This is a genomic window from Oceanobacter kriegii DSM 6294 (assembly GCF_000422845.1).
Taxonomy (GTDB): domain Bacteria; phylum Pseudomonadota; class Gammaproteobacteria; order Pseudomonadales; family Oceanobacteraceae; genus Oceanobacter; species Oceanobacter kriegii.
Genome location: NZ_AUGV01000003.1, coordinates 532,262 through 551,968 on the forward strand (window position 1 = coordinate 532,262; position 19,707 = coordinate 551,968).

Below are 19,707 nucleotides of genomic sequence, written 5' to 3' on the forward strand. Positions count from 1 at the left end.
GATGTCGGAAGGCGCTGCGCTTTTCCGACCTACGACCGCCCCAAAATCGCTCGAATAAATTGTAGGTTGGGCCCCGCCCAACAGCTGGTCGGGTGTCAGGATACGGGTGTTTGGAGCTTGTTGGCCTGCCAGAGATTCAAATAATTTTCGCCAGACGCCAGACGCCAGACGCCAGACGCCAGACGCCAGAATATTAAGGAGCTTCCATGTTCATTCCAGGTGAAGTACAAGCCGCCAGCGGCGAGATTGAATTAAACGCCGGTCGCAAGACCCTCAAGCTGCGTGTTGAAAATACCGGTGACCGTCCGATTCAGGTCGGTTCCCACTATCACTTTGCCGAAACCAATCCGGCGTTGAGTTTCGATCGCGACGCTGCCAAGGGCTTTCACCTCAACATCGCCTCTGGTACTGCGGTGCGTTTTGAGCCGGGTCAGGGCCGCGAAGTCGAGCTGGTGGAGTTTGCTGGCAAGCGTGAAATCTACGGCTTCCGCGGTGATGTGATGGGCTCGGTTGGCGCTGCTGAAGGCGCTGATGAATCGACCGTTACTGCCAAAATGGATCGTACTGCCTACGCCCAGATGTTCGGCCCAACCGTGGGTGACAAGGTACGTTTGGGAGACACCGAGCTGTGGATTCAGGTTGAGAGAGACTTCACCGTCTACGGCGATGAAGTGAAGTTCGGTGGCGGCAAGGTCATCCGCGATGGCATGGGTCAGAGCCAGATTGTGAATCACCCGTCCGATGGCTCCGAAGGGGCGATGGATCTGGTGATCACCAACGCCGTGATTCTGGATCACTGGGGCGTGGTCAAAGGCGATGTGGGTATCAAGGAAGGGCGTATTGTCCGTGTCGGCAAGGCCGGTAACCCGGACGTACAAGCCAATGTCGATATCATTGTTGGCCCGGGCACTGAGGTAATTGCTGGCGAAGGATCGATCCTGACCGCCGGCGGCATCGATGCCCATATTCACTTTATTTGCCCGCAGCAAGTCGAAGAAGCCCTGATGAGCGGCGTCACCACCATGATTGGTGGTGGCACCGGCCCGGCCACCGGCACCAACGCTACAACCTGCACCTCCGGTCCCTGGTACATCGGCAAGATGATTCAGAGCACCGACGATTTGCCAATGAACTTCGGCTTTTTGGGTAAGGGCAATGCGTCACTGCCAGAGTCGCTGGAAGAACAACTGGAAGCCGGTGCCTGTGGCCTGAAGCTGCACGAAGACTGGGGCACCACGCCTGCGGCCATCGACTGCTGCCTGAGTGTGGCGGAAAAATACGACGTGCAGGTGGCGATTCACACCGACACTCTGAATGAATCCGGCTTTGTCGACGACACCATTGGCGCTTTCAAGGATCGGGTGATCCACACCTACCACACCGAAGGTGCCGGTGGCGGCCACGCGCCGGACATTATCCGCGCCTGTGCTTACCCGAACGTATTGCCGTCATCGACCAACCCGACCCGTCCGTATACGGTTAACACCGTTGATGAACACCTCGACATGCTGATGGTGTGTCACCACCTCGACAGCACCATCCCGGAAGACGTGGCGTTTGCCGACTCCCGTATCCGTAAGGAAACCATCGCTGCCGAAGACATCTTCCACGACCGCGGTGCGTTTTCGATGATCTCTTCCGACTCCCAGGCCATGGGCCGTGTTGGGGAAGTGGTGACTCGCACCTGGCAGACGGCGCACAAAATGAAAGTGCAGTTTGGGCTGCTGCCGGAAGACGAAGAATGCGGCACCGATAACTTCCGCGCCCGTCGCTATATCGCCAAGTACACCATCAACCCGGCGATTGCCCATGGCGTCAGCCATGAAGTAGGCTCCATTGAGCCGGGCAAGCTGGCGGATCTGGTGCTGTGGAAACCGGCGTTTTTCGCCACCAAGCCGTCGATGATCATCAAGGGTGGCATGATCGCTGCCGCGCCAATGGGCGACCCGAACGCCTCGATTCCGACCCCACAGCCGGTGCATTACCGACCGATGTTTGGTGCCCACGGCAAAGCTGCTGCGAAAACCTCATTTACGGTTGTCAGCCAGGCTGCGCTCGACAACGGCATTGCCGAACAGCTGGGCATTAACCGTACGCTGGTGGCCTGTAAAAACACCCGCAACATCGGCAAGAAAGACATGGTGCTGAACGACTGGCAGCCAACCATCACCGTCGACCCGCAAACCTATGAAGTACGCGCCGATGGTGAGCTGCTTACCTGCGAACCGGCTACCGAACTGCCGTTAGCTCAGTTGTATAACCTGTTTTAATTGAGCTGTTTTGGCCAAACCGTTACCACGCGGAGCGTGGGAACGAGGTCGGATAAGTCATCGTTGTAGGAGGAGGCTTGCCTCCGATACGGAGAAATCCATGCTGGAAATTTATGAACGTCTGGGGACTGAAGCCTCAGGCCCGGTTTACGCCACGGTCTGCCTGACCCACGAACAACGCGACCGTGGTCGGTTGAAACTGACCAGTACCGATGGCGAGGAAGTGCGGGTATTCCTGGAGCGCGGCAAAGCCCTGCTGGTGGGCGAATACCTGAAGTCTCATTGCGGCAAGATCATTCAGGTACAGGGTGCGCCGGAGCCGGTCACCGAAGCCACTTGCGACGACTGGCACACCTTTGCCCGTGCCTGTTATCACCTCGGCAACCGCCATGTGAAGTTGCAGGTGGGCGATAAGTGGCTGCGTATCACTCCTGATCACGTGTTAGAACAAATGCTGGAGCTGCTGGAGCTGAATATCAGCCGTAAGGAAGCGGTGTTCGTTCCCGAGAATGGCGCTTACTTCAAAGGCCTCGGTGGGCATTCCCATGGCCATGATGATGATCATTCGCACGGGCACAGCCACTCTCATGACCACGGCCATTCGCATAGCCATGACCACTCACACGACCATGAGCACTGATAGTTGGGCTGCCAAGCAGGAACGTTATCGAGGCAGGCTCAGCAAGGCGTCTGTTAATGAGATAGCGGAGTTTACTGATGTTAAATGAGCGTATCGAAGCAACAGACAACACAGCTGAGCCAACGCAGATAGCTCCTGAGCCAACGAGTGCAGCTGGCCTGCAACTTGTCCGGCTAATGCACCTGTCTTCGGTGAGCTTGCCGGTCGGCGGCTTCGCCTTTTCCCATGGCCTTGAATACGCCATCGAAACCGGCTGGATTCGCAAGGCACCACAAGTTGCCGAATGGGCGCGGGAGCAGCTGCATCTGGGCCTGTGCTCTACCGATGTACCGGTACTCAAACGGGTGATGGATGCTTGTGAGCTTGTGGATAAAGGTCAGCAGGAAGCCCGGCTGCGTGAGTTGAATAACCTGATTCTGGCTTGCCGGGAAACGAAGGAATTACGTTTGACCGACACTGCCATGGGCGAAGCGCTGGTGCGCTTGATGAACAGTCTGGATCTTGAACAGCCGTTCGAGTCGAGCGAAGACGTCAGCTTTGTGGTGCTGTTTGGTGTGGCCGCCAGCCGCTGGGGCATTGATTACCCATCAGCGGCTAACGGCTTTTTGTGGTCGTGGCTGGAAAACCAGATTGCTGCCGCCACCAAGCTGGTGCCGCTGGGTCAGACCCAGGCACAGCAGTTACTGGTTGAGCTGCAACCAGAGTTATCCACCGCCATTGCCGCAGCGGCGCTGGTGGAAGAAGACGATATTGGTGCTGGTTTGCCGGGTCTGGCGATTGCCAGCAGCAAGCATGAGCATATGTACACACGACTATTTCGAAGCTGAGAGCCATTGCGCGGGTACTTACATCGCTCATAACGCTCTCAGGTATCCCAAAGATGATTGGATAGGGAAAAGAATGACTAAACCAAAACAAACCCTGCGCGTTGGCGTGGGTGGCCCGGTAGGCTCAGGCAAGACCGCGCTGCTGCGCTCCCTCTGTGCAGCGCTGCGTGAGCACTACGACATTGCCGTGGTAACCAACGACATCTACACCAAGGAAGATGCCGAATTCCTGACCCGCAACGAAGCCCTCAGTGCCGACCGCATCATGGGTGTGGAAACCGGCGGCTGTCCGCATACGGCCATTCGTGAAGATGCCTCCATGAACCTGGCTGCCATTGATGAGCTGCGTAAGCGTCACGGCGAGCTGGACGTGGTATTCGTTGAAAGCGGCGGTGACAACCTCAGCGCTACCTTCAGCCCGGAGCTGTCTGACCTGACCATCTACGTGATCGACGTTTCCGCAGGCGACAAGATTCCGCGCAAAGGCGGCCCGGGTATTACCAAATCTGATTTGCTGATCATCAACAAGACCGACCTGGCGCCAATTGTGGGTGCCTCACTGGAAGTGATGGATCGCGATGCCAAAAAGATGCGTGGCGAACGCCCGTTCGTATTCTCCAACCTGAAGAAAGCCGAAGGTATGGATGACATCATCAATTTCATCATCAGCGAAGGTATGCTGGAATCCAAACAGATCCCGCCAGCCAAAGCGGTTGTTTAATTTCTTTTATAAGGACAGACCATGAAACACCTGATCAAAAAGGCCGTCGTTGCGGCAGCGGCAGTTACTCCTGTGATGGCGATGGCGCACGACGGCCATGAAAGCACTAACCTGTTGGCCGGTCTGGTGCACTTTATTTCCAGCCCGGATCACCTGCTGACCATCGTTGTGGTCGCAGCCGCCGCGGGTTACGTGATGCGTAAAATCGGCCAGTCTGACTCTGAGTAAGCCTTGAAATAGACCACTTCGGAATACCGAGTCAGAGACACAGCCCCGTGATATACATGCGGGGCTTTTTATTTGCTGTCTGTTCGATAAGGAGGATTGAATGGCGGAACTGTTGGCTTTGTGTGGCAGCCTGCGCAGGTATTCACAGAACCGCGCAGCGTTACAGGCGACTGAATCACTTGCCGCGCCGCACGTCGGGTTTCAGTGGGCCAGATTGGCCGCGTTGCCGTTGTTTAACCCCGACCTTGAGCACGATCTGCCTGAGGCAGTTGCCCGATTGCTCGAACAGTTAGAGGCTGCCGATGGGTTGGTGATTGCCTCACCGGAATACGCCCACGGCATCAGCGGTGTGTTGAAAAATGCCCTCGACTGGATGGTCAGCAGCCCGGCGTTTTATCAAAAGCCCGTGATGCTGATCAATACCTCGCCACGTGCCCATCATGCGTTGGATAGCACTCGCGAAATCCTCACCACCATGTCGGCCAATATCATTGACGATGCCTGCGTTGAGCTGGCGCTGCTTGGAAAGGGTACGGGGCTGGATATCGCGCAACAGCCAGAACAACAGGCACAGCTGCTTGGTGGTCTGGAGCGGTTTTTGGCGGTGCTCAGCGATCGCTGAGCAACACGGTGAACGCCTCAGGATTCAGCATCTTTTTGCAGAATGCACTGGCTGAAGGACAGAAAGTCCGTTAGGTGCTTTTCAATGACGGCAACGGTGATGGGCAGTTGCAGGGTCTGATAGTCGTGTACTGCAATGTTTCGGAAGCCGACCATGCGTTTCATTACGTCGGCGATATCGGCGGTAATCCACTGACCTTGCTCCAGCAGTTTGAAGACGTCGCGGGAGCCTTGGGGTACGCCAAGTTTTTCACGGCGAATCAGGTGCTGGCCCATATCAATGGCCGCTTCACAGGCGCGCTGGATGTTGAGAATGGCGGCATCCTGACGGGAATAGTTGGTGGCAAAATTGGCTTTGTCGGCTTCGTATTCTTCCTGAACCCGGCCAACGCAACGCTCGATCGTTGCGGCTTTGTTGATCAGCACATCATCGGCCATAGACGCTGCCTCGTTGTTGAATGTCCTTGAGTAGCCCGGCGCGGGCTTCGTCCAGTTCGGTTTTGGCGCTGAGGATAAAGCTCTCGTAAACACCGGCCTGATGGTCCAGCTGCCAGAGTCGCTCGCCCTGGGTGATGATCTGATACTGCATCACGGTTGAGGCCGCTCGCAAATCCAGCAAGTCGACATCACAACCGGCCAGTTCGGCCAGCTCAGAAGATACCTGCCACAGCTGCAAGGTATCGGCTTTGCCCGCAACCAGTACCGCAAGATCCAGATCGCTGTCGGCGCCAGCGGTTCCGTTAAACTGGCTGCCAAAACCATAGACCGCCAGTAAATCCGGAACCTGTTGGCGGATCAGTACAAGGATGGAAGGAATGCGGGCGCCGATATCCGTCATTGGATCACTCAATATTCTGCACTTGCTCGCGCATCTGTTCGATCAGCACTTTCAGCTCCACGGCAATGCCGGTCATGGTGCTGGTCAGTGATTTCGACGACAGCGTATTCGCTTCGCGATTGAGCTCCTGCATCATAAAGTCGAGGCGGCGGCCAATCGGTTCCTTGCGTTTAAGGATGGCGTTCACTTCCTTGATGTGGGTGCGCAGGCGGTCGATTTCTTCGGCGACGTCGGCTTTCTGGGCCAGGATTACCATTTCCTGCTCCAGTCGTTCGCTGGCGGCCGGATTCTGCTCCAGGTTATCCAGCATGTCGGCCAGTCGGGTTTGCAGTTGCTGGCGCTGGGCGGCAAGGGCTTCCGGCATGTGCTGGTCGGCCTGATTCACCAATTCGCTCATGGTGTCCAGACGGCTCTGGATCATATCGGCGAGGCTGGCGCCTTCATTGGCGCGCACTTCGGCAAGCGCTTGCAGTGCCGCGTTGAACGCTTGCAAGGTGGCTTGTTGCACGGCTTTGGCATCCGGCTGGTCCGTTTCCAGTACGCCGGGCCATTTCAGAATCTCCAGCAGGTTGGCCGGAGTGGCAGTGGGGACTTGCTCAGCGGCATTGGCCAATACCGTGTTGAGTTGTCCCAGTAGCGCCTGGTTCAGCTTCAATTCGTCCTGTTGCTGTACCCCTTGCAGGCGCAGGGTGCATTCTACCTTGCCGCGGTTAAGGTGCTTCTTGATGGCGTCGCGCAGGCGGGTTTCCAGTTCGCGGAAACTGTCCGGCAGGCGGAAGTGAGGCTCCAGATAACGATGGTTGACCGAACGAATCTCCCAGATCACTTGTCCGGCGGGTGTTTCAGCCTGCTGGCGTGCGAAAGCGGTCATGCTGTGAACCATCGTGTTCCCCGTTTATTGATTGGCATTCGTTTTCCCTGATTGTAACGGTGGCCAGACCCCACGGCTATGTCGTTATAATGCCCGCCTGAAAACTATTGGCACAGAAAGAGGATTCCCTATGAGACCCAGCGGTCGCGCTCTCGATCAACTTCGCGAAGTGAAGATTACCCGCAACTACACCAAGCATGCGGAAGGTTCTGTGCTGGTGGAATTCGGCGATACCAAAGTGATTTGTACCGCCAGTGCCGATACCAATGTACCACCGTTCCTACGTGGCAAAGGTCAGGGCTGGGTAACCGCGGAATACGGCATGCTGCCACGTTCAACCGGTTCTCGCATGATCCGCGAAGCGGCCAAGGGCAAGCAGCAGGGCCGTACGGTGGAAATATCCCGCCTGATTGGCCGTTCCTTGCGTGCGGCGGTCGACCTGAAGGCCTTGGGTGAAAACACCATCACCATCGACTGTGACGTGATTCAGGCCGATGGCGGCACCCGCACGGCGTCCATCACCGGTGCTTGTGTGGCGCTGGTGGATGCGATTGAGTGGCTGAAGAAAAACGGCAAGGTGAAAGGCGAGCCGCTGAAGAAGATGATTGCCGCGGTGTCTGTGGGTATCTACAAGGGTGAGCCGGTACTGGATCTGGATTACCCGGAAGACTCCGACGCTGAAACCGATATGAACGTGATCATGGACGCCAACGGCGGCTTTGTGGAAGTTCAGGGTACGGCCGAAGGCGATACCTTCACCCGCGCTGAATTGAACGCCATGCTGGAGTTGGCGGAAAAAGGCATCAACGAAATTTCCGATTTGCAGATTGCGGCTCTGAACGGCTGATTCATTTTTCAGGGCTATTCAGCGCCGTGAAAACCAAAAAAGCCCGCGATGTTCGCGGGCTTTTTTGTGGGAATTCGTTAGCAGTAACAATCCGGGCCGGGAAGCCGGATTATTCTTCGTCGAACTCGTATTCCACCATTACGGCAGCGTGGTCACCGAATTGCAGGTTGGTGTCGATCTTGGCGTCCACCACGTACTGACGGATGTTCGGGCTGCAAATCTGGTAGTCCTTGCGCCAGCCGTTCTGGTTGCGACGGGCGCTTTCTTCGTCCGGCCACCAGGTGAACTGGTTTTCACCGAAGTTGGCTTCACGGAAGGCGTCTACATAACCCACCGGGCCGAAGATCTGGTCGAACCAGGCACGTTCTTCCGGCAGGAAGCCCGGGGTTTCCTGGTTGGCCTGCCAGTCGGCCAGGTCGATGGTTTTGTGAGCCGCTTCGAAGTTACCGCAAATGATGAATTCACGACGTTTGCGACGGCTTTTCTGCAAATGCTCAAGGAACGACTTCTGGAACGCCAGTTTGTCTTCCAGGCTGTTGTGGGCATCGACCGTCGGGAACAGAATCGAGCCAACGCTGACGTGCGGGAAATCGGCCTGGATATAACGGCCCTGAATATCGCACTGCGGAAACGCCAGCCCGGTCATGATGGCTTTGGGTACGTCTTTGGTGAGGATGGCAACACCGGAGTACTCATCGGCTTCCGCATCAAAAAAGTATGCGTTGAAGTCTTTTGGGTAGACCACGTCATCCGAGAGTTGGTATTCCTTGGCGCGCAGATTCTGGATGGTGACAACATCCGCATCGGCCATGGCCAACCAGGTGTACAGGCCCTTGTCGACCGCCTGTTGTAATCCGTCTACCTGTAAAGTGATAACTCGCATACGTGGTTCCCAGCTAGTGAAGCGTGTATCATACCGCATCATCTCGAACGCAGGTATGCCAGACTTTGCCACAGTGTCATGATAGCCATGACCAAAGGTTACAAGTCGTTGATACTACTGCGAATGGCAGCATTGGTCAGTACAGGCTTCCGGTGTTGTGTCTTGTTTTTCTCTTGAGCGGCCAGCCCGCTCGTTTGTACTGGTTCAGGATAATTTATGAAAGCGTATCAGCAAGAATTTATTGAGTTTGCCATTCAGCAAGGCGTGCTTAAATTTGGTGAATTCACCCTCAAATCTGGCCGAACCAGCCCGTATTTCTTCAACGCCGGCATGTTCAAAACCGGTGGTGCGCTGGCCAAACTGGGTCGTTTTTATGCCGCTGCACTGGAAGACTCCGGTGTTGAATACGACGTGGTGTTTGGCCCGGCTTACAAAGGCATTCCTTTGGCTGCGACCATGACCGTGGCGCTGTCCAACGACTATGGCAAAGACGTACCGTACGTCTTTAACCGCAAGGAAGCCAAGACCCACGGCGAAGGCGGCAACCTGGTGGGTGCTGCTTTGGAGGGTCGCGTAGTGATCGTCGATGACGTGATCACTGCCGGTACGGCCATTCGTGAAGTGATGGCTATGATCGAAGCGGCTCCTGAAGCCAAGGCTGCGGCTGCTCTGATTGCGCTGGATCGTCAGGAAAAAGGTCAGGGTGAACTGAGTGCGATTCAGGAAGTCGAACGCGATTTCGGTATTGAAGTCGTCAGTATTGTGAACCTGAACCAGGTTCTGGACTTCGTTTCAGGGCAGGATTCACTGAAACAATACGCTGATGCGATCGAAGCCTACCGGGCTCAGTATGGAGTGAAGTAACGATGAAGCCAGTCCGCTGGTGTGTGTGCCTGATAGCAATGTCCATTTGGGTGCTTCCAGCGGAGGCCGCCCGGCTGTACCGCTTTGAAGTGGATGGCCGGATCATCCTTAAAGATCATATTCCGGTGGAATACACCGGCATGGGGTATGACGTGCTCAACTCCAGCGGCATGCTGCTGGAGTCGGTACCGCCAGCGCCAACGCCGGAAGAGTTGGCCGAGATAAAGGCCAATGAGTCCGCAGCCGCGGCCCGCAAAACCCGTATGGAACAGCAGCAGGCGGAAGACCTGAAACTGCTGCGACTGTATGAAAAGCCGGCAGACGTCGAGCGGGCGCGCCAGCGCAAGACCGAAGAGATCAACACCTACATTGCCCTGTTGCGTCGCCGGATTGATGGTCTGGAGGAAAAGCTGCGCTCGGCTCAGGCAACTGCCGGCCGTTATACCAAGGACAACCTGCCGGTTCCGGAAGACATTCAGGGGGAAGTCGATGAGATTGTCTCGGCCCAGAATGAGTTCCGTCGTGACATCCGTGACCGTCAGTCCGAATTTGGCCGCATCACCCGTGAATACGCCGAGCAGTACGAGCGGTTGCGCATTCTGCAAGTGTATCCGGCGGGCACCTTGTACGAAGACGTGGATTTTGACCGCGTCGATCGCGCCTTTCAGACCCGTTGATACCTTGGACAGGTATTAGCAGGATCGCCAGGTCCCAAGATATCAACGCGCCGGAAACAAAAAAGCAGCCTGAAACGGCTGCTTTTTTGTTTGTGTAGCTGGTCAGCCGATCAGGCCGGAATGCGCTTTTCGCGCAGCAGCTGGCTTTTCAGCAGCGGCCATTGCTCATCCCAGTACGTGGTTGGCTTCTGCTTGAAACCGGTACGCACATACTGACGAATACGACCTTCCAGCACCGCGGTCAGCAAGTTTGCCAGAGAACTGGCGGTTTGGGCTGGCAACTTGTCTTCGCGCATCTCTGCTTCGCGCAGAATCTGCTTGAACTGGGTTTCCAGTCGTTCGAACAGCTGTTGGATGCGGTCTCTCAGGCGTTCGGTTTCACCTGCCAGGGCATCACCCGACAACAACCGGCACATGCCAGGGTTGCGCTCGGCGAACGTCAGCACCAGCATCAGGGTGTGCTCACAGCGATCTTCGGCCGCATCAACATCCTGCAAGATGCGGTTGATACGGCTGAAAATGGTCTCTTCAATAAAGCTGATCAGGCCCTCGAACATTTTCGCCTTGCTGGGAAAATGACGGTACAGGGCGGCTTCAGAAACACCGACCTCCTTGGCCAGGTTGGCGGTGGTGATACGCGCACCCGGTTGGGTTTCCAGCATATGCACCAGAGCCTGTAAAATCTGATCTCTGCGGGACAGCTTATCCTCCGCCATCGTGCCTCCTTTAAGCGCGTGTGCTATCAGTTTTTGCGGTTGGTAATCAGGGTGCCCACACCTTCATCGGTGAACAGCTCCAGCAGGGTGGAGTGGGCAACGCGACCGTCAATGATATGCGAGCTTGTTACACCTGCGTGAACCGCGTCCAGCGCGCAGCGAATTTTTGGCAGCATACCGCCGTAAATCGTACCGTCTTCGATCAGCTCGTCCACCTGGGTGGTGGTCAGGCCAGTCATTACCTTGCCTTCCTTATCCATCAGGCCAGCAATGTTGGTCAGCAGGATCAGCTTCTCGGCACGCAGTACCTCGGCCACCTTGCCAGCCACCAGATCGGCGTTGATGTTGTAGGAATGACCGTCTTCACCGACACCAATCGGGGCAATCACCGGGATGAAGTCGCTGTTGGTCAGCATGTTCAGCACTTTGACGTTGATGCTGGCGACTTCGCCGACGTGACCGATGTCGATGATCTCGTCTTTTTCCAGATCCGGAGAACGCTTGGTGACATGCAGCTTGCGAGCACGCAGCAGCTGGCCATCCTTACCGGTCAGACCGATGGCGTTACCGCCATTCTGGTTGATCAGGTTAACGATGTCCTTGTTCACCAGACCTCCCAGCACCATTTCCACCACGTCCATGGTTTCTTCGGTGGTGACACGCATGCCGTTGACGAAATGGCTTTCGATGTTGAGCTTTTCCAGCAACTGACCAATCTGAGGGCCGCCGCCGTGAACCACGATCGGGTTAATACCAACCAGCTTCAGCATCACCATGTCGCGGGCGAAGCTGTTCTTCAGCTCCTCGTCGATCATGGCGTTACCGCCGTATTTTACGACTACGGTCTTGCCAACAAAGCGCTGCAGGTAAGGCAGTGCCTGGCTGAGTACGTTTACGGTGTTCATGGCGTCTTTGCCGTTCAGAGGCATGGTGAAAGCTCCATTGGATGCCGGGCAAGAGGACGGGAACGGCCCTCTCGGCGGGGTTATTCGAATTCTTGGGGGCGGAGTATAGCGCGAGGTTAGTGGTTACTGCTAATGGGATGCGTTGTTCGTGAAGGGGAGTGGATTTTATCAAAGCCTCTGTCCTCTTCAGGGGGTATTGCCTCTTGCCCGGATTTATTTGACGCTGAATCCGAGCATGGCTACTGGCGGCTGGTCTGATTCAAAGCCTTTGTCCTCTTCAGGGGCCTTGCCCCTACGCCGGACGGGCAAACCCCGCTTTGCGCTGCCGGTTCGCTGGTTCCTCCCATGCGTATGAATGATGTCTGATGACGAGTGGCCTGAGTTTGAGGATTTGCCCGGATTTATGTGGCGCTGAGTCCGAGCACAGTTGCTAGCGGTTGGTTTGACTCAAAGCCTCTGTCCTCTTAAGGGATCTTATCCCTTGGCCGGACGGGCAAACCCTGCTTTGCGCTACCGGTTCGCTGGTTCCTCCCTCGCGTCGAATGAACAACGGGCCGGCTCAACCGGGCATCCCTGCCCGGAATCGCCTGCCGGGCCATCCATGGCCCTCCGCCCTGTTCATTCTTGCTCGTTCGGAGCTCACCTCGATGCGCGGGGTGGTCCCGCTACACCGCTTTTCAAAGAAGCGAAGGCTTTGGGAGTTCCAGAAGTTCTCTGGTCTGAAATACGTTGTTGCGGCAAGACTTTTGCGCTACCGGTTCGCTGATACCTCCCTCGCTTCGAATGAACAACGGGCCGGCTCAACCGGGCATCCCTGCCCGGAATCGCCTGCCGGGCCATCCATGGCCCTCCTCCCTGTTCATTTTTGCTCGTTCGGAGCTCACCTCGATGCGCGGGGTGGTCCCGCTACACCGCTTTTCAAAGAAGCGAAGGCTTGGAAGTTCCAGAAGTTCTCTGGTCTGAAATACGTTGTTGCGGCAAGGCTTTTGCGCCTTGAGGTGAGCCGGATGAAAACAAGACGGGTAAAACGTACGGCCATGGATGGCCGAGCAGCCCGGTTAAGGCAGGGATGCCGCATCCGGGCGTGTTTTGCAGGAGTCGCCGTTTGAAGACGAACAGCGAACCGGTAGCGCGAGGCGGAGGGATGCCGACCGGCGGGAGGTAAGACCTCCCAAGAGGTCATAGGGAGGTTTTGGTTACAGGCAAAGCCTCTGGATAGAACAGCGGCCTTGAAAAGACCTTAACTCCGGCCTGAATGACCAAAGCCGCCTTCGCCGCGTTCAGTGGCGGTGAATTCTTCCACCTGCTGGAATTGCGCTTGTACCACAGGCACCAGCACCAGCTGCGCCAGACGTTCACCGAAGTTCAGGGTGAAAGCCTCGGAACCACGGTTCCAGCAGGATACCATCAGCTGCCCCTGGTAATCGGAGTCAATCAGGCCCACCAGGTTGCCCAGCACGATACCGTGTTTGTGGCCCAGACCAGAGCGCGGCAGGATCATCGCCGCCAGACCCGGATCTTCAATGTAGATCGCCATACCAGTCGGGATCAGTACGGTCTGGCCCGGCTCAATGGTGATGCTGTCTTCTTCGATGCAGGCACGCAGGTCCAGACCCGCGGAGCCCGGCGTTGCGTATTCCGGCAGTGGGATGCTGTTGCCCAGACGGTCGTCGAGAATCTTGAATTGCATGGTATGCACGATGGAATGTCCTGTTTCGAAAGTAGGTAGTCGCTTGCGTTTTACTGGCCGTTGTCCGGCTCAGTCTGCAAAAGTTGGGTGTTCGACAGACGCTCGGCAAAGGCCTGTATCAACTTGGTCGCCAGCAAGGACTTGCTCATGCGCTCAAAGTCCTGATGGCCGTCGCGGCTGTACAGGGTGACGGCGTTGTCGTCGGAGTTAAAGCCGATGTCCGAGCGTGAAACGTCGTTGGCAACGATCATGTCGAGGCGCTTGCTGGCCAGTTTGCCGCGGGCGTAGCCGTCGACGTCGTTGGTTTCGGCAGCGAAGCCAATCACGGTTGTAGGGCGCTGTTCATGGTTGGCCACGGTAGCGACGATGTCCGGATTTTTGGTCAGGGTGATCTGAATGTCGTCACCGGCTTTCTTGATCTTGTGTTTGGCCACGTCAGCAGGGCGGTAGTCGGCCACAGCGGCACTGGCGATAAACAGATCGCATTCGCCCATGCAGGCCATAGAGGCTTCCAGCATGTCCTGGGCGGAAACCGTATTCACCAGAGTGACGCGATCAGGGGCGGCAATGCGCACCGGGCCGGATATCAGGGTTACCTGAGCGCCGGCGTCCAGTGCGGCCTGTGCCAGTGCGTAGCCCATTTTGCCGGAACTGTGGTTGCTGATGTAGCGCACCGGGTCGAGAGCTTCGCGAGTAGGTCCGGCGGTAATGACCACTTTTTTGCCGGTTAACACGCCAGCCTGAAAGCGCTTGGCCAGCAGGGCGGCAATGTCGACCGGTTCCAGCATGCGACCGGGGCCAACGTCGCCACAGGCCTGCACACCGGCGTCCGGGCCAAACAACCCAAAGTCGTCGCCTTTGAGGTCGGCGAGGGTTTGCAGATTGGCCTGAGTGGTCGGGGCTGCCCACATTTGCTGGTTCATGGCCGGTGCCAGAAACACCGGTGCCTTGCTGGCCAGTACCAGGGTGGTCAGCAGCTCGTCGCCCATACCGGCTGCCAGACGGGCAATCAGATCGGCGGTGGCCGGGGCAATCAGAATCACATCGGCCCAGCGGGCCAATTCAATATGGCCCATACCGGCTTCGGCTTCTTCGTCCAGCAAGGTGTGGTGCACCGGATTGCCGGACAGGGCTTGCAGTGTCAGTGGCGTAATAAACTCCAGCGCGCCCTGGGTCATCACCACGCGTACTTCAGCACCGGCTTTGGTCAGGATGCGCACCAGCTCTGCCGATTTGTAGGCAGCGATGCCACCACTGATGCCCAGCAGGATGCGTTTGTTAGCAAGTTGTTGCATGGCCAGATTCACCGCAGCAAAGAAAAAACCGCGGCAGTATACCCAGCCCGACGGCTTCAGCCCAAATGTAACCATTGCGCCGGCTGCCACGGCGAAAAAATATGGCAGTATGAACGGCACCTGAAACCGGCTCGCTGACATTCACGGGCATGCCATGGATGGCAGTAGGCCTCGCCAATAATGCAAGGAGGCAGGATGGCAATTACCGATTGGCCAGAGCAGGAACGGCCGCGCGAAAAACTGTTGGCTCGTGGGGCCGAGGCACTCACCGACGCCGAACTGCTGGCGATTTTTCTGCGCACCGGGGTGAAAGGCAAAAGTGCCGTTGACCTGGCCCGCGAGCTGTTGCAGGACTTTGGTGGCCTGCGGCCACTGCTAACCGCCAGCCAGGAACGGTTCTGTGAACCCATGGGGCTTGGCAACGCCAAATTCGCCCAATTACAGGCGGTGCTGGAAATGGCCCGTCGGCATCTGGCTGAACAGCTGCAACGCGGCAACGCCCTCACCAGCCCGGATTTAACCCGCCAGTATCTGTCGTCCTGTATTCGTGATCTCGGCCACGAAGTGTTTGTGGTGTTGTATCTGGACAACCAGAACCGGGTGATCAAATCGGAGGAGTTGTTCCGTGGCACCATCGATGGGGCGGCGGTGTATCCCCGGGAAGTGGTCAAGCAGTCGCTGGCTTGTGGCGCGGCTGCCGTTATTTTTGGCCACAATCATCCGTCCGGGGTGTCGGAACCCAGTCGGGCCGATCGCCATATTACCGACCGTTTGCAACAGGCATTGGGATTGGTGGATATTCGGGTTCTGGATCATCTGGTGATTGGTGATGGCGAAACCGTGTCGTTTGCCGAAAGAGGCTGGATATAAGGCAAAAAAATCGGGTTTGGGCCAATATTCACACCAGAAGCGCTTTTTTCGATCAAAAAATACACTTCTGCTTGCGGGGCTGAATTGGGTTTGGTATAAAGCGCAACTCTTTTCAGCCAGGGCCTTTCTGGTGGTGCGAAATATCGCTCCCCGAGCCCACGGTTGCTAACGAATTCAAGTATAGATAGATACAGTTAAGAATCGGGGCTAGATCCATGTCTAAGGTTTGTCAGGTTACAGGTAAAGGTCCTGTTACCGGGAATAACGTTTCCCACTCAAACATCAAAACCAAGCGCCGTTTTCTGCCTAACCTGCAATACCACCGCTTCTGGGTAGAGAGCGAAAAGCGTTTTGTTCGTCTGCGTGTATCCGCTAAGGGCATGCGCATCATCGATAAGAAAGGCATCGACACGGTGCTGGCTGAGCTGCGTGCTCGCGGTGAGAAATTCTAAGGAGTACTAACATGCCACGCGATAAGATCCGTCTGGTTTCCAGTGCTGGCACTGGTCACTTCTACACGACTGACAAAAACAAGCGCACCATGCCTGAGAAAATGGAGATCAAAAAATTTGATCCTGTTGTTCGCAAGCACGTGATGTACAAGGAAGCCAAGATCAAGTAATTGATCTTGCTCCCTGTCTCGCAGAGACGCTTGAAAAACCCGGTAAGCTTCGGCTTTCCGGGTTTTTTTATGCCTGTTCGTCGGAGGTCTGAGGCGTTGCTTATGATCTACACGGCTTTAGAATGACTCTCCGACGTCCGACGCTATGCGCGATTCAACTCCACCCCAGACACCAGACCGCCTATGCCTGAATTACCCGAAGTAGAAACCACCAAACGCGGTATCGAGCCGTGGACCAAAGGCCAGACCATTGAAAAGGTAATCATTCGCCAGCCTAAGCTGCGCTGGCCAGTGGCGGACGAAATCGCTGAGTTGGTCGGCAAGACCATTGTGTCGCTGGATCGCCGTGGCAAGTATTTGCTGGTGACCTTCGACCATGGTTCTGCGGTGTGGCATCTGGGGATGTCGGGGTCGTTGCGGATGGTCAAGCCGGAAGAAGACGCCCGCTTGCACGATCATATCGACTGGGTGCTGTCGAACGGCTGGGTGCTGCGCTATCACGACCCTCGCCGCTTTGGCGCGCTGCTGTGGCAACCGAACGATGCCACGCTGGAGCAGATTGCCGTGCTGGGGCCAGAGCCGCTGCTGCCGCCCGAGCAAACCGGTCTGACCGCCCAGAGCCTGTACGACAAGAGCCGTGGCAAGAAGCAGGCGATCAAGCTGTTCATCATGGACAACGCCACCATGGTGGGGGTGGGGAACATCTACGCCAATGAAAGCCTGTTTATGGCGGGTATTCGGCCGACCGCGCAGGCGGGCAAAATCAGCAAGCCGCGCTACGAAAAGCTGCTTGCCTGCATTCGTGAGGTGTTGGGCAAGGCGATCGAGCAGGGCGGCACTACGCTGCGCGACTTTGTGAACAGCGATGGCCAGCCCGGTTATTTTGCCCAGGAGCTGCAAGTGTACGGTCGTGGCGGTAAGCCATGCCGAGTGTGTGAAGAACCACTTAAAGAGATTCGTCTGGGTCAGCGGGCGACTGTGTATTGCTCCCGCTGCCAGAAGTATTGATTTGTGCTGCCGGGCAAATCATAAAAAACGCCAGCATGATGCTGGCGTTTTTGTTGGTGTTGCAGGTTGTTAATCTCTCTGCTCAACCTTCGCTTGCCCCAACCCACGTGGGTCGGCTGCTGCGCTGACTGCACCAGTGTTGTTATCTATCTTGATCGCCTGCATATTGCCATACTTACGGCCAACGTCCTTGAGCTGGTGCCCCAGCGCGCGCAAGCCTGCCATTTCCTCGTCAGACAAGGCTCCGCTTTCGTACTGGATCACGTCCGGCAGATACTGGTGATGAATACGTGGGCGCGATACCCAGTCTTCGACCGGCTTACCTTGCATGGCTTCGAGGCTGCCCAGTAACACCATGGTGATGATGCGGCTGCCGCCCGGTGTGCCGAGTATGGCTGTTTGATCTTTGGACACCAGAAAGCTCGGGCTCATGCTCGACAGTGGGCGCTTGCCCGGGGCAATGGCATTGGCTTCGGCGCCGACCAAACCATAGGCATTAGGCTCGCCGGGCTTGGCGGAAAAGTCGTCCATTTCGTTGTTCAGCAACACGCCTGTGCCAGGTACGGTGAATGCCGACCCAAAGGGCAGATTGATGCTCAGCGTGGCGGAAACCATATTGCCGTCGGCATCCAGCACTGAAAGATGGGTAGTGTGAAAACCTTCTTCGATGTTTTTCGGGCCTTGTAGCATGATGCTTGGGGTCGCCTTGTTAAGGTCGATTGAGCTGGCCCACTCAATGTTGTGATCTCTGGACAGCAAGTTATCCACAGGCACGTCGACAAAATCCGGGTCACCCAGGTATTTGGCGCGGTCGTGATAGGCCCGACGCATCACTTCGGCCAACAGATGATCCTGCTGTACCGTGTTCATATTTTGCCAGTCGAACTGGTCCAGCATGGTTAGCATCTGACCCAGTGCCACACCGCCGGAAGACGGCGGCGGCGCGCTGATCAGTTCAAACTGGCCGTGGCCGGCGCTGATCCGGATTGGCGCACGCTCAACCACCTTATAATTCTGTAAATCCTGCAAGCTCCAGTCGCCACCTGCCTGCTGAACGCCGTCTACCAGCATCTGAGCTGTTTTACCCTTGTAGAAGCCATCGTGACCTTGCTGGGCCAGTGCTTTAAGCGTCAGCGCCAGTTCAGGCTGTTTGACCATATAACCCACGGCAGGTATCTCACCGTTATCGAGAAACAGGCGGCTGCTTTCCGGATATCGCTGGATGGCGCTCTGGCGCCAGCCCATCAGGCGACGGTAATGTTCATAGACAGGAAAACCATCGTTGGCTTGTTGGATGGCTGGCGCTAACGATTGGCTTAATGGCAGCTTGCCGTAGTGCTCGGCCAGCCAGGCAAACGCGGCTGCCTGACCCGGAATGCCGGCGGCGGTCGGGCCGTTGATGGCGCGATCGCGGACGACCTCTCCATTGGCATCCAGATAGTAATCGCGTCCGGCGGCTGCTGGTGCGGTTTCGCGGGCATCAAGAAAGCGGTATTGCTTGCTGTCGGCCTGATACAGCAGCCAGAAACCACCGCCACCGATACCGGCGCTGTAAGGCTCGACCACGCCAAGGCTGGCTGCCACGGCAATGGCAGCATCAAAGGCATTACCGCCCGCGTTGAGCACGTCCATGCCGGCTTGAGTGGCTAACGGGTGGGCACTGGCGATGGCTTGCTTGCCGGTTGCGGCAGCAGGATTGATGGCTGGCAGCGTTGCTGGGGCTGTTTGAACGGCCTCGCTACTGCAGGCATTCAACAGGCCGAGCAGGCTGCTGCCAAGGAGCAGTGCGGTGCCCAGTCGGGCGATACGGGATAGGGGCTTTCGGGTTGGCTGATGCAGCCTTGAGGAGAGGAGCATGGGCTATCCTTGGGTGCCTTGTTGTCATCATGACAGGCAGTGTGGATAACCCATCGAAGCCCTGCAAGCGGCGGGCTTCGATTGGATCAGAACAAAGCGTTCTCAGGAAATGGTTTTACCGGTCAGGCGCTCGTATTTGGCCTCCAGTTCTTCCTGGGTTTCCATGTTGTTGTCATCCTGAGGGATACAGTCCACCGGGCATACCAACTGGCACTGTGGCTCATCGTAGTGGCCCACACACTCGGTGCACTTGGATGGTTCGATTTCGTAAATTTCTTCACCGGCAGAAATCGCTTCGTTCGGGCACTCAGGCTCGCACACGTCGCAGTTAATGCACTCGTCGGTAATGATCAATGCCATGTTTATCTCCAATTCGGGCAGCAGTGCCCGCTCTAACTAATCACTGGATAGAACCGGGTAGATGGCCCGGTGCTGATGCGCGATGCCGGATTGGTCC

The 19,707-nt window shown here is 56.6% G+C and carries 23 protein-coding genes; 13 read left to right on the plus strand and 10 right to left on the minus strand.

Features of this window, described 5'->3' with window-relative positions; genetic code table 11:
* Positions 1-206: 206 nt before the first annotated feature.
* The 6 genes from ureC (at position 207) to G516_RS0102435 (ending at position 5,308) form a co-directional block, all read left to right on the plus strand.
* Positions 207-2,270, plus strand: a complete 2,064-nt coding sequence (gene ureC, locus G516_RS0102410) for an urease subunit alpha (RefSeq protein ID WP_084644813.1) — start codon at positions 207-209, stop codon at positions 2,268-2,270.
* A 100-nt stretch (positions 2,271-2,370) separates the two neighbouring features.
* Positions 2,371-2,910, plus strand: coding sequence for an urease accessory protein UreE (ureE, locus tag G516_RS20700; protein WP_036533843.1), 540 nt, complete (start codon positions 2,371-2,373; stop codon positions 2,908-2,910).
* Positions 2,911-3,086: 176 nt separating this feature from the next.
* On the plus strand, positions 3,087-3,737 hold the full coding sequence (locus G516_RS0102420; RefSeq protein ID WP_051218847.1) for an urease accessory protein UreF: 651 nt from the start codon (positions 3,087-3,089) through the stop codon (positions 3,735-3,737).
* A 73-nt stretch (positions 3,738-3,810) separates the two neighbouring features.
* The gene (gene ureG, locus G516_RS0102425) at positions 3,811-4,458 is read left to right on the plus strand and encodes an urease accessory protein UreG (RefSeq protein WP_028292311.1); all 648 of its coding nucleotides are present in this window, start codon (positions 3,811-3,813) and stop codon (positions 4,456-4,458) included.
* A 21-nt stretch (positions 4,459-4,479) separates the two neighbouring features.
* Entirely contained in the window at positions 4,480-4,686 is a 207-nt protein-coding gene (locus tag G516_RS20705) for a HupE/UreJ family protein (protein WP_036533845.1), read from the plus strand.
* A 100-nt stretch (positions 4,687-4,786) separates the two neighbouring features.
* Positions 4,787-5,308, plus strand: coding sequence for an NADPH-dependent FMN reductase (locus G516_RS0102435; RefSeq protein ID WP_028292312.1), 522 nt, complete (start codon positions 4,787-4,789; stop codon positions 5,306-5,308).
* A gap of 17 nt (positions 5,309-5,325) precedes the next feature.
* Here the strand turns inward: G516_RS0102435 and hepT are convergent, their stop codons facing one another.
* From hepT to G516_RS0102450, 3 genes are read right to left on the minus strand one after another with little or no spacing between them, the layout of a single operon-like run.
* The gene (hepT, locus tag G516_RS0102440; protein WP_028292313.1) at positions 5,326-5,745 is read right to left on the minus strand and encodes a type VII toxin-antitoxin system HepT family RNase toxin; all 420 of its coding nucleotides are present in this window, start codon (positions 5,743-5,745) and stop codon (positions 5,326-5,328) included.
* Positions 5,735-6,145 (minus strand): type VII toxin-antitoxin system MntA family adenylyltransferase antitoxin, encoded by a 411-nt coding sequence (gene mntA, locus G516_RS0102445; protein WP_036533847.1) that lies wholly within the window; start codon positions 6,143-6,145, stop codon positions 5,735-5,737. The genes hepT and mntA overlap by 11 nt, the downstream gene beginning before the upstream one ends.
* A 4-nt stretch (positions 6,146-6,149) precedes the next feature.
* A complete protein-coding gene (locus tag G516_RS0102450; RefSeq protein WP_245582589.1) occupies positions 6,150-7,016 on the minus strand; it encodes a YicC/YloC family endoribonuclease in 867 nt (288 codons plus the stop codon).
* 130 nt (positions 7,017-7,146) lie between these two features.
* On the opposite strand from G516_RS0102450, the gene rph reads away from it, so the two are divergent.
* Entirely contained in the window at positions 7,147-7,863 is a 717-nt protein-coding gene (gene rph / locus G516_RS0102455) for a ribonuclease PH (RefSeq protein ID WP_028292316.1), read from the plus strand.
* A gap of 109 nt (positions 7,864-7,972) precedes the next feature.
* Here rph and G516_RS0102460 read toward each other — a convergent pair whose 3' ends face one another.
* Positions 7,973-8,746 (minus strand): exodeoxyribonuclease III, encoded by a 774-nt coding sequence (locus tag G516_RS0102460; protein ID WP_028292317.1) that lies wholly within the window; start codon positions 8,744-8,746, stop codon positions 7,973-7,975.
* Between the two features lie 216 nt (positions 8,747-8,962).
* Between G516_RS0102460 and pyrE the strand changes: the two genes are divergently transcribed.
* Together pyrE and G516_RS0102470 are read left to right on the plus strand one after the other, a co-directional pair.
* The gene (pyrE, locus tag G516_RS0102465) at positions 8,963-9,610 is read left to right on the plus strand and encodes an orotate phosphoribosyltransferase (protein WP_028292318.1); all 648 of its coding nucleotides are present in this window, start codon (positions 8,963-8,965) and stop codon (positions 9,608-9,610) included.
* 38 nt (positions 9,611-9,648) lie between these two features.
* Complete coding sequence (locus tag G516_RS0102470; protein ID WP_028292319.1) at positions 9,649-10,287, plus strand: hypothetical protein; 639 nt, start codon at positions 9,649-9,651, stop codon at positions 10,285-10,287.
* 110 nt (positions 10,288-10,397) lie between these two features.
* Here G516_RS0102470 and slmA read toward each other — a convergent pair whose 3' ends face one another.
* The 4 genes from slmA to coaBC all read right to left on the minus strand — a co-directional run bounded on the left by slmA (position 10,398) and on the right by coaBC (position 14,893).
* Complete coding sequence (slmA, locus tag G516_RS0102475; protein WP_028292320.1) at positions 10,398-11,003, minus strand: nucleoid occlusion factor SlmA; 606 nt, start codon at positions 11,001-11,003, stop codon at positions 10,398-10,400.
* Positions 11,004-11,029: 26 nt separating this feature from the next.
* Positions 11,030-11,932, minus strand: a complete 903-nt coding sequence (argB, locus tag G516_RS0102480) for an acetylglutamate kinase (protein WP_028292321.1) — start codon at positions 11,930-11,932, stop codon at positions 11,030-11,032.
* A gap of 1,216 nt (positions 11,933-13,148) precedes the next feature.
* Positions 13,149-13,598, minus strand: coding sequence for a dUTP diphosphatase (gene dut / locus G516_RS0102490; protein ID WP_245582594.1), 450 nt, complete (start codon positions 13,596-13,598; stop codon positions 13,149-13,151).
* Positions 13,599-13,648: 50 nt separating this feature from the next.
* Positions 13,649-14,893: a bifunctional phosphopantothenoylcysteine decarboxylase/phosphopantothenate--cysteine ligase CoaBC gene (coaBC, locus tag G516_RS0102495; RefSeq protein ID WP_028292324.1), complete on the minus strand. Its 1,245-nt coding sequence runs from the start codon at positions 14,891-14,893 to the stop codon at positions 13,649-13,651.
* Positions 14,894-15,088: 195 nt separating this feature from the next.
* Here coaBC and radC point away from each other — a divergent pair, with 195 nt between their 5' ends.
* The 4 genes from radC (at position 15,089) to mutM (ending at position 17,393) form a co-directional block, all read left to right on the plus strand.
* Positions 15,089-15,763 carry a RadC family protein gene (gene radC / locus G516_RS0102500; RefSeq protein ID WP_028292325.1) on the plus strand — a complete coding sequence of 225 codons (675 nt, stop codon included), beginning with the start codon at positions 15,089-15,091 and terminating at the stop codon, positions 15,761-15,763.
* Positions 15,764-15,978: 215 nt separating this feature from the next.
* Positions 15,979-16,215, plus strand: a complete 237-nt coding sequence (gene rpmB / locus G516_RS0102505; protein ID WP_028292326.1) for a 50S ribosomal protein L28 — start codon at positions 15,979-15,981, stop codon at positions 16,213-16,215.
* Between the two features lie 11 nt (positions 16,216-16,226).
* Positions 16,227-16,385: a 50S ribosomal protein L33 gene (gene rpmG / locus G516_RS0102510; RefSeq protein WP_036533854.1), complete on the plus strand. Its 159-nt coding sequence runs from the start codon at positions 16,227-16,229 to the stop codon at positions 16,383-16,385.
* A gap of 183 nt (positions 16,386-16,568) precedes the next feature.
* Complete coding sequence (mutM, locus tag G516_RS0102515) at positions 16,569-17,393, plus strand: bifunctional DNA-formamidopyrimidine glycosylase/DNA-(apurinic or apyrimidinic site) lyase (RefSeq protein ID WP_028292328.1); 825 nt, start codon at positions 16,569-16,571, stop codon at positions 17,391-17,393.
* A gap of 69 nt (positions 17,394-17,462) precedes the next feature.
* Here mutM and ggt read toward each other — a convergent pair whose 3' ends face one another.
* Both ggt and G516_RS0102525 read right to left on the minus strand, forming a co-directional pair.
* Positions 17,463-19,250 (minus strand): gamma-glutamyltransferase, encoded by a 1,788-nt coding sequence (gene ggt, locus G516_RS0102520; protein WP_084644815.1) that lies wholly within the window; start codon positions 19,248-19,250, stop codon positions 17,463-17,465.
* A gap of 102 nt (positions 19,251-19,352) precedes the next feature.
* Positions 19,353-19,610, minus strand: a complete 258-nt coding sequence (locus G516_RS0102525) for a YfhL family 4Fe-4S dicluster ferredoxin (protein WP_028292330.1) — start codon at positions 19,608-19,610, stop codon at positions 19,353-19,355.
* Between the last annotated feature and the right edge of the window lie 97 nt (positions 19,611-19,707).

What these genes read in the sequence shown, in the direction of transcription:
- ureC (WP_084644813.1), top strand. Translation starts at nt 207, where the DNA reads ATGTTCATTCCAGGTGAAGTACAAGCCGCCAGCGGCGAGATTGAATTA.
- ureE (WP_036533843.1), top strand. Translation starts at nt 2,371, where the DNA reads ATGCTGGAAATTTATGAACGTCTGGGGACTGAAGCCTCAGGCCCGGTT.
- G516_RS0102420 (WP_051218847.1), top strand. Translation starts at nt 3,087, where the DNA reads ATGCACCTGTCTTCGGTGAGCTTGCCGGTCGGCGGCTTCGCCTTTTCC.
- ureG (WP_028292311.1), top strand. Translation starts at nt 3,811, where the DNA reads ATGACTAAACCAAAACAAACCCTGCGCGTTGGCGTGGGTGGCCCGGTA.
- G516_RS20705 (WP_036533845.1), top strand. Translation starts at nt 4,480, where the DNA reads ATGAAACACCTGATCAAAAAGGCCGTCGTTGCGGCAGCGGCAGTTACT.
- G516_RS0102435 (WP_028292312.1), top strand. Translation starts at nt 4,787, where the DNA reads ATGGCGGAACTGTTGGCTTTGTGTGGCAGCCTGCGCAGGTATTCACAG.
- hepT (WP_028292313.1), bottom strand. Translation starts at nt 5,745, where the DNA reads ATGGCCGATGATGTGCTGATCAACAAAGCCGCAACGATCGAGCGTTGC.
- mntA (WP_036533847.1), bottom strand. Translation starts at nt 6,145, where the DNA reads ATGACGGATATCGGCGCCCGCATTCCTTCCATCCTTGTACTGATCCGC.
- G516_RS0102450 (WP_245582589.1), bottom strand. Translation starts at nt 7,016, where the DNA reads ATGACCGCTTTCGCACGCCAGCAGGCTGAAACACCCGCCGGACAAGTG.
- rph (WP_028292316.1), top strand. Translation starts at nt 7,147, where the DNA reads ATGAGACCCAGCGGTCGCGCTCTCGATCAACTTCGCGAAGTGAAGATT.
- G516_RS0102460 (WP_028292317.1), bottom strand. Translation starts at nt 8,746, where the DNA reads ATGCGAGTTATCACTTTACAGGTAGACGGATTACAACAGGCGGTCGAC.
- pyrE (WP_028292318.1), top strand. Translation starts at nt 8,963, where the DNA reads ATGAAAGCGTATCAGCAAGAATTTATTGAGTTTGCCATTCAGCAAGGC.
- G516_RS0102470 (WP_028292319.1), top strand. Translation starts at nt 9,649, where the DNA reads ATGTCCATTTGGGTGCTTCCAGCGGAGGCCGCCCGGCTGTACCGCTTT.
- slmA (WP_028292320.1), bottom strand. Translation starts at nt 11,003, where the DNA reads ATGGCGGAGGATAAGCTGTCCCGCAGAGATCAGATTTTACAGGCTCTG.
- argB (WP_028292321.1), bottom strand. Translation starts at nt 11,932, where the DNA reads ATGCCTCTGAACGGCAAAGACGCCATGAACACCGTAAACGTACTCAGC.
- dut (WP_245582594.1), bottom strand. Translation starts at nt 13,598, where the DNA reads ATGCAATTCAAGATTCTCGACGACCGTCTGGGCAACAGCATCCCACTG.
- coaBC (WP_028292324.1), bottom strand. Translation starts at nt 14,893, where the DNA reads ATGCAACAACTTGCTAACAAACGCATCCTGCTGGGCATCAGTGGTGGC.
- radC (WP_028292325.1), top strand. Translation starts at nt 15,089, where the DNA reads ATGGCAATTACCGATTGGCCAGAGCAGGAACGGCCGCGCGAAAAACTG.
- rpmB (WP_028292326.1), top strand. Translation starts at nt 15,979, where the DNA reads ATGTCTAAGGTTTGTCAGGTTACAGGTAAAGGTCCTGTTACCGGGAAT.
- rpmG (WP_036533854.1), top strand. Translation starts at nt 16,227, where the DNA reads ATGCCACGCGATAAGATCCGTCTGGTTTCCAGTGCTGGCACTGGTCAC.
- mutM (WP_028292328.1), top strand. Translation starts at nt 16,569, where the DNA reads ATGCCTGAATTACCCGAAGTAGAAACCACCAAACGCGGTATCGAGCCG.
- ggt (WP_084644815.1), bottom strand. Translation starts at nt 19,250, where the DNA reads ATGCTCCTCTCCTCAAGGCTGCATCAGCCAACCCGAAAGCCCCTATCC.
- G516_RS0102525 (WP_028292330.1), bottom strand. Translation starts at nt 19,610, where the DNA reads ATGGCATTGATCATTACCGACGAGTGCATTAACTGCGACGTGTGCGAG.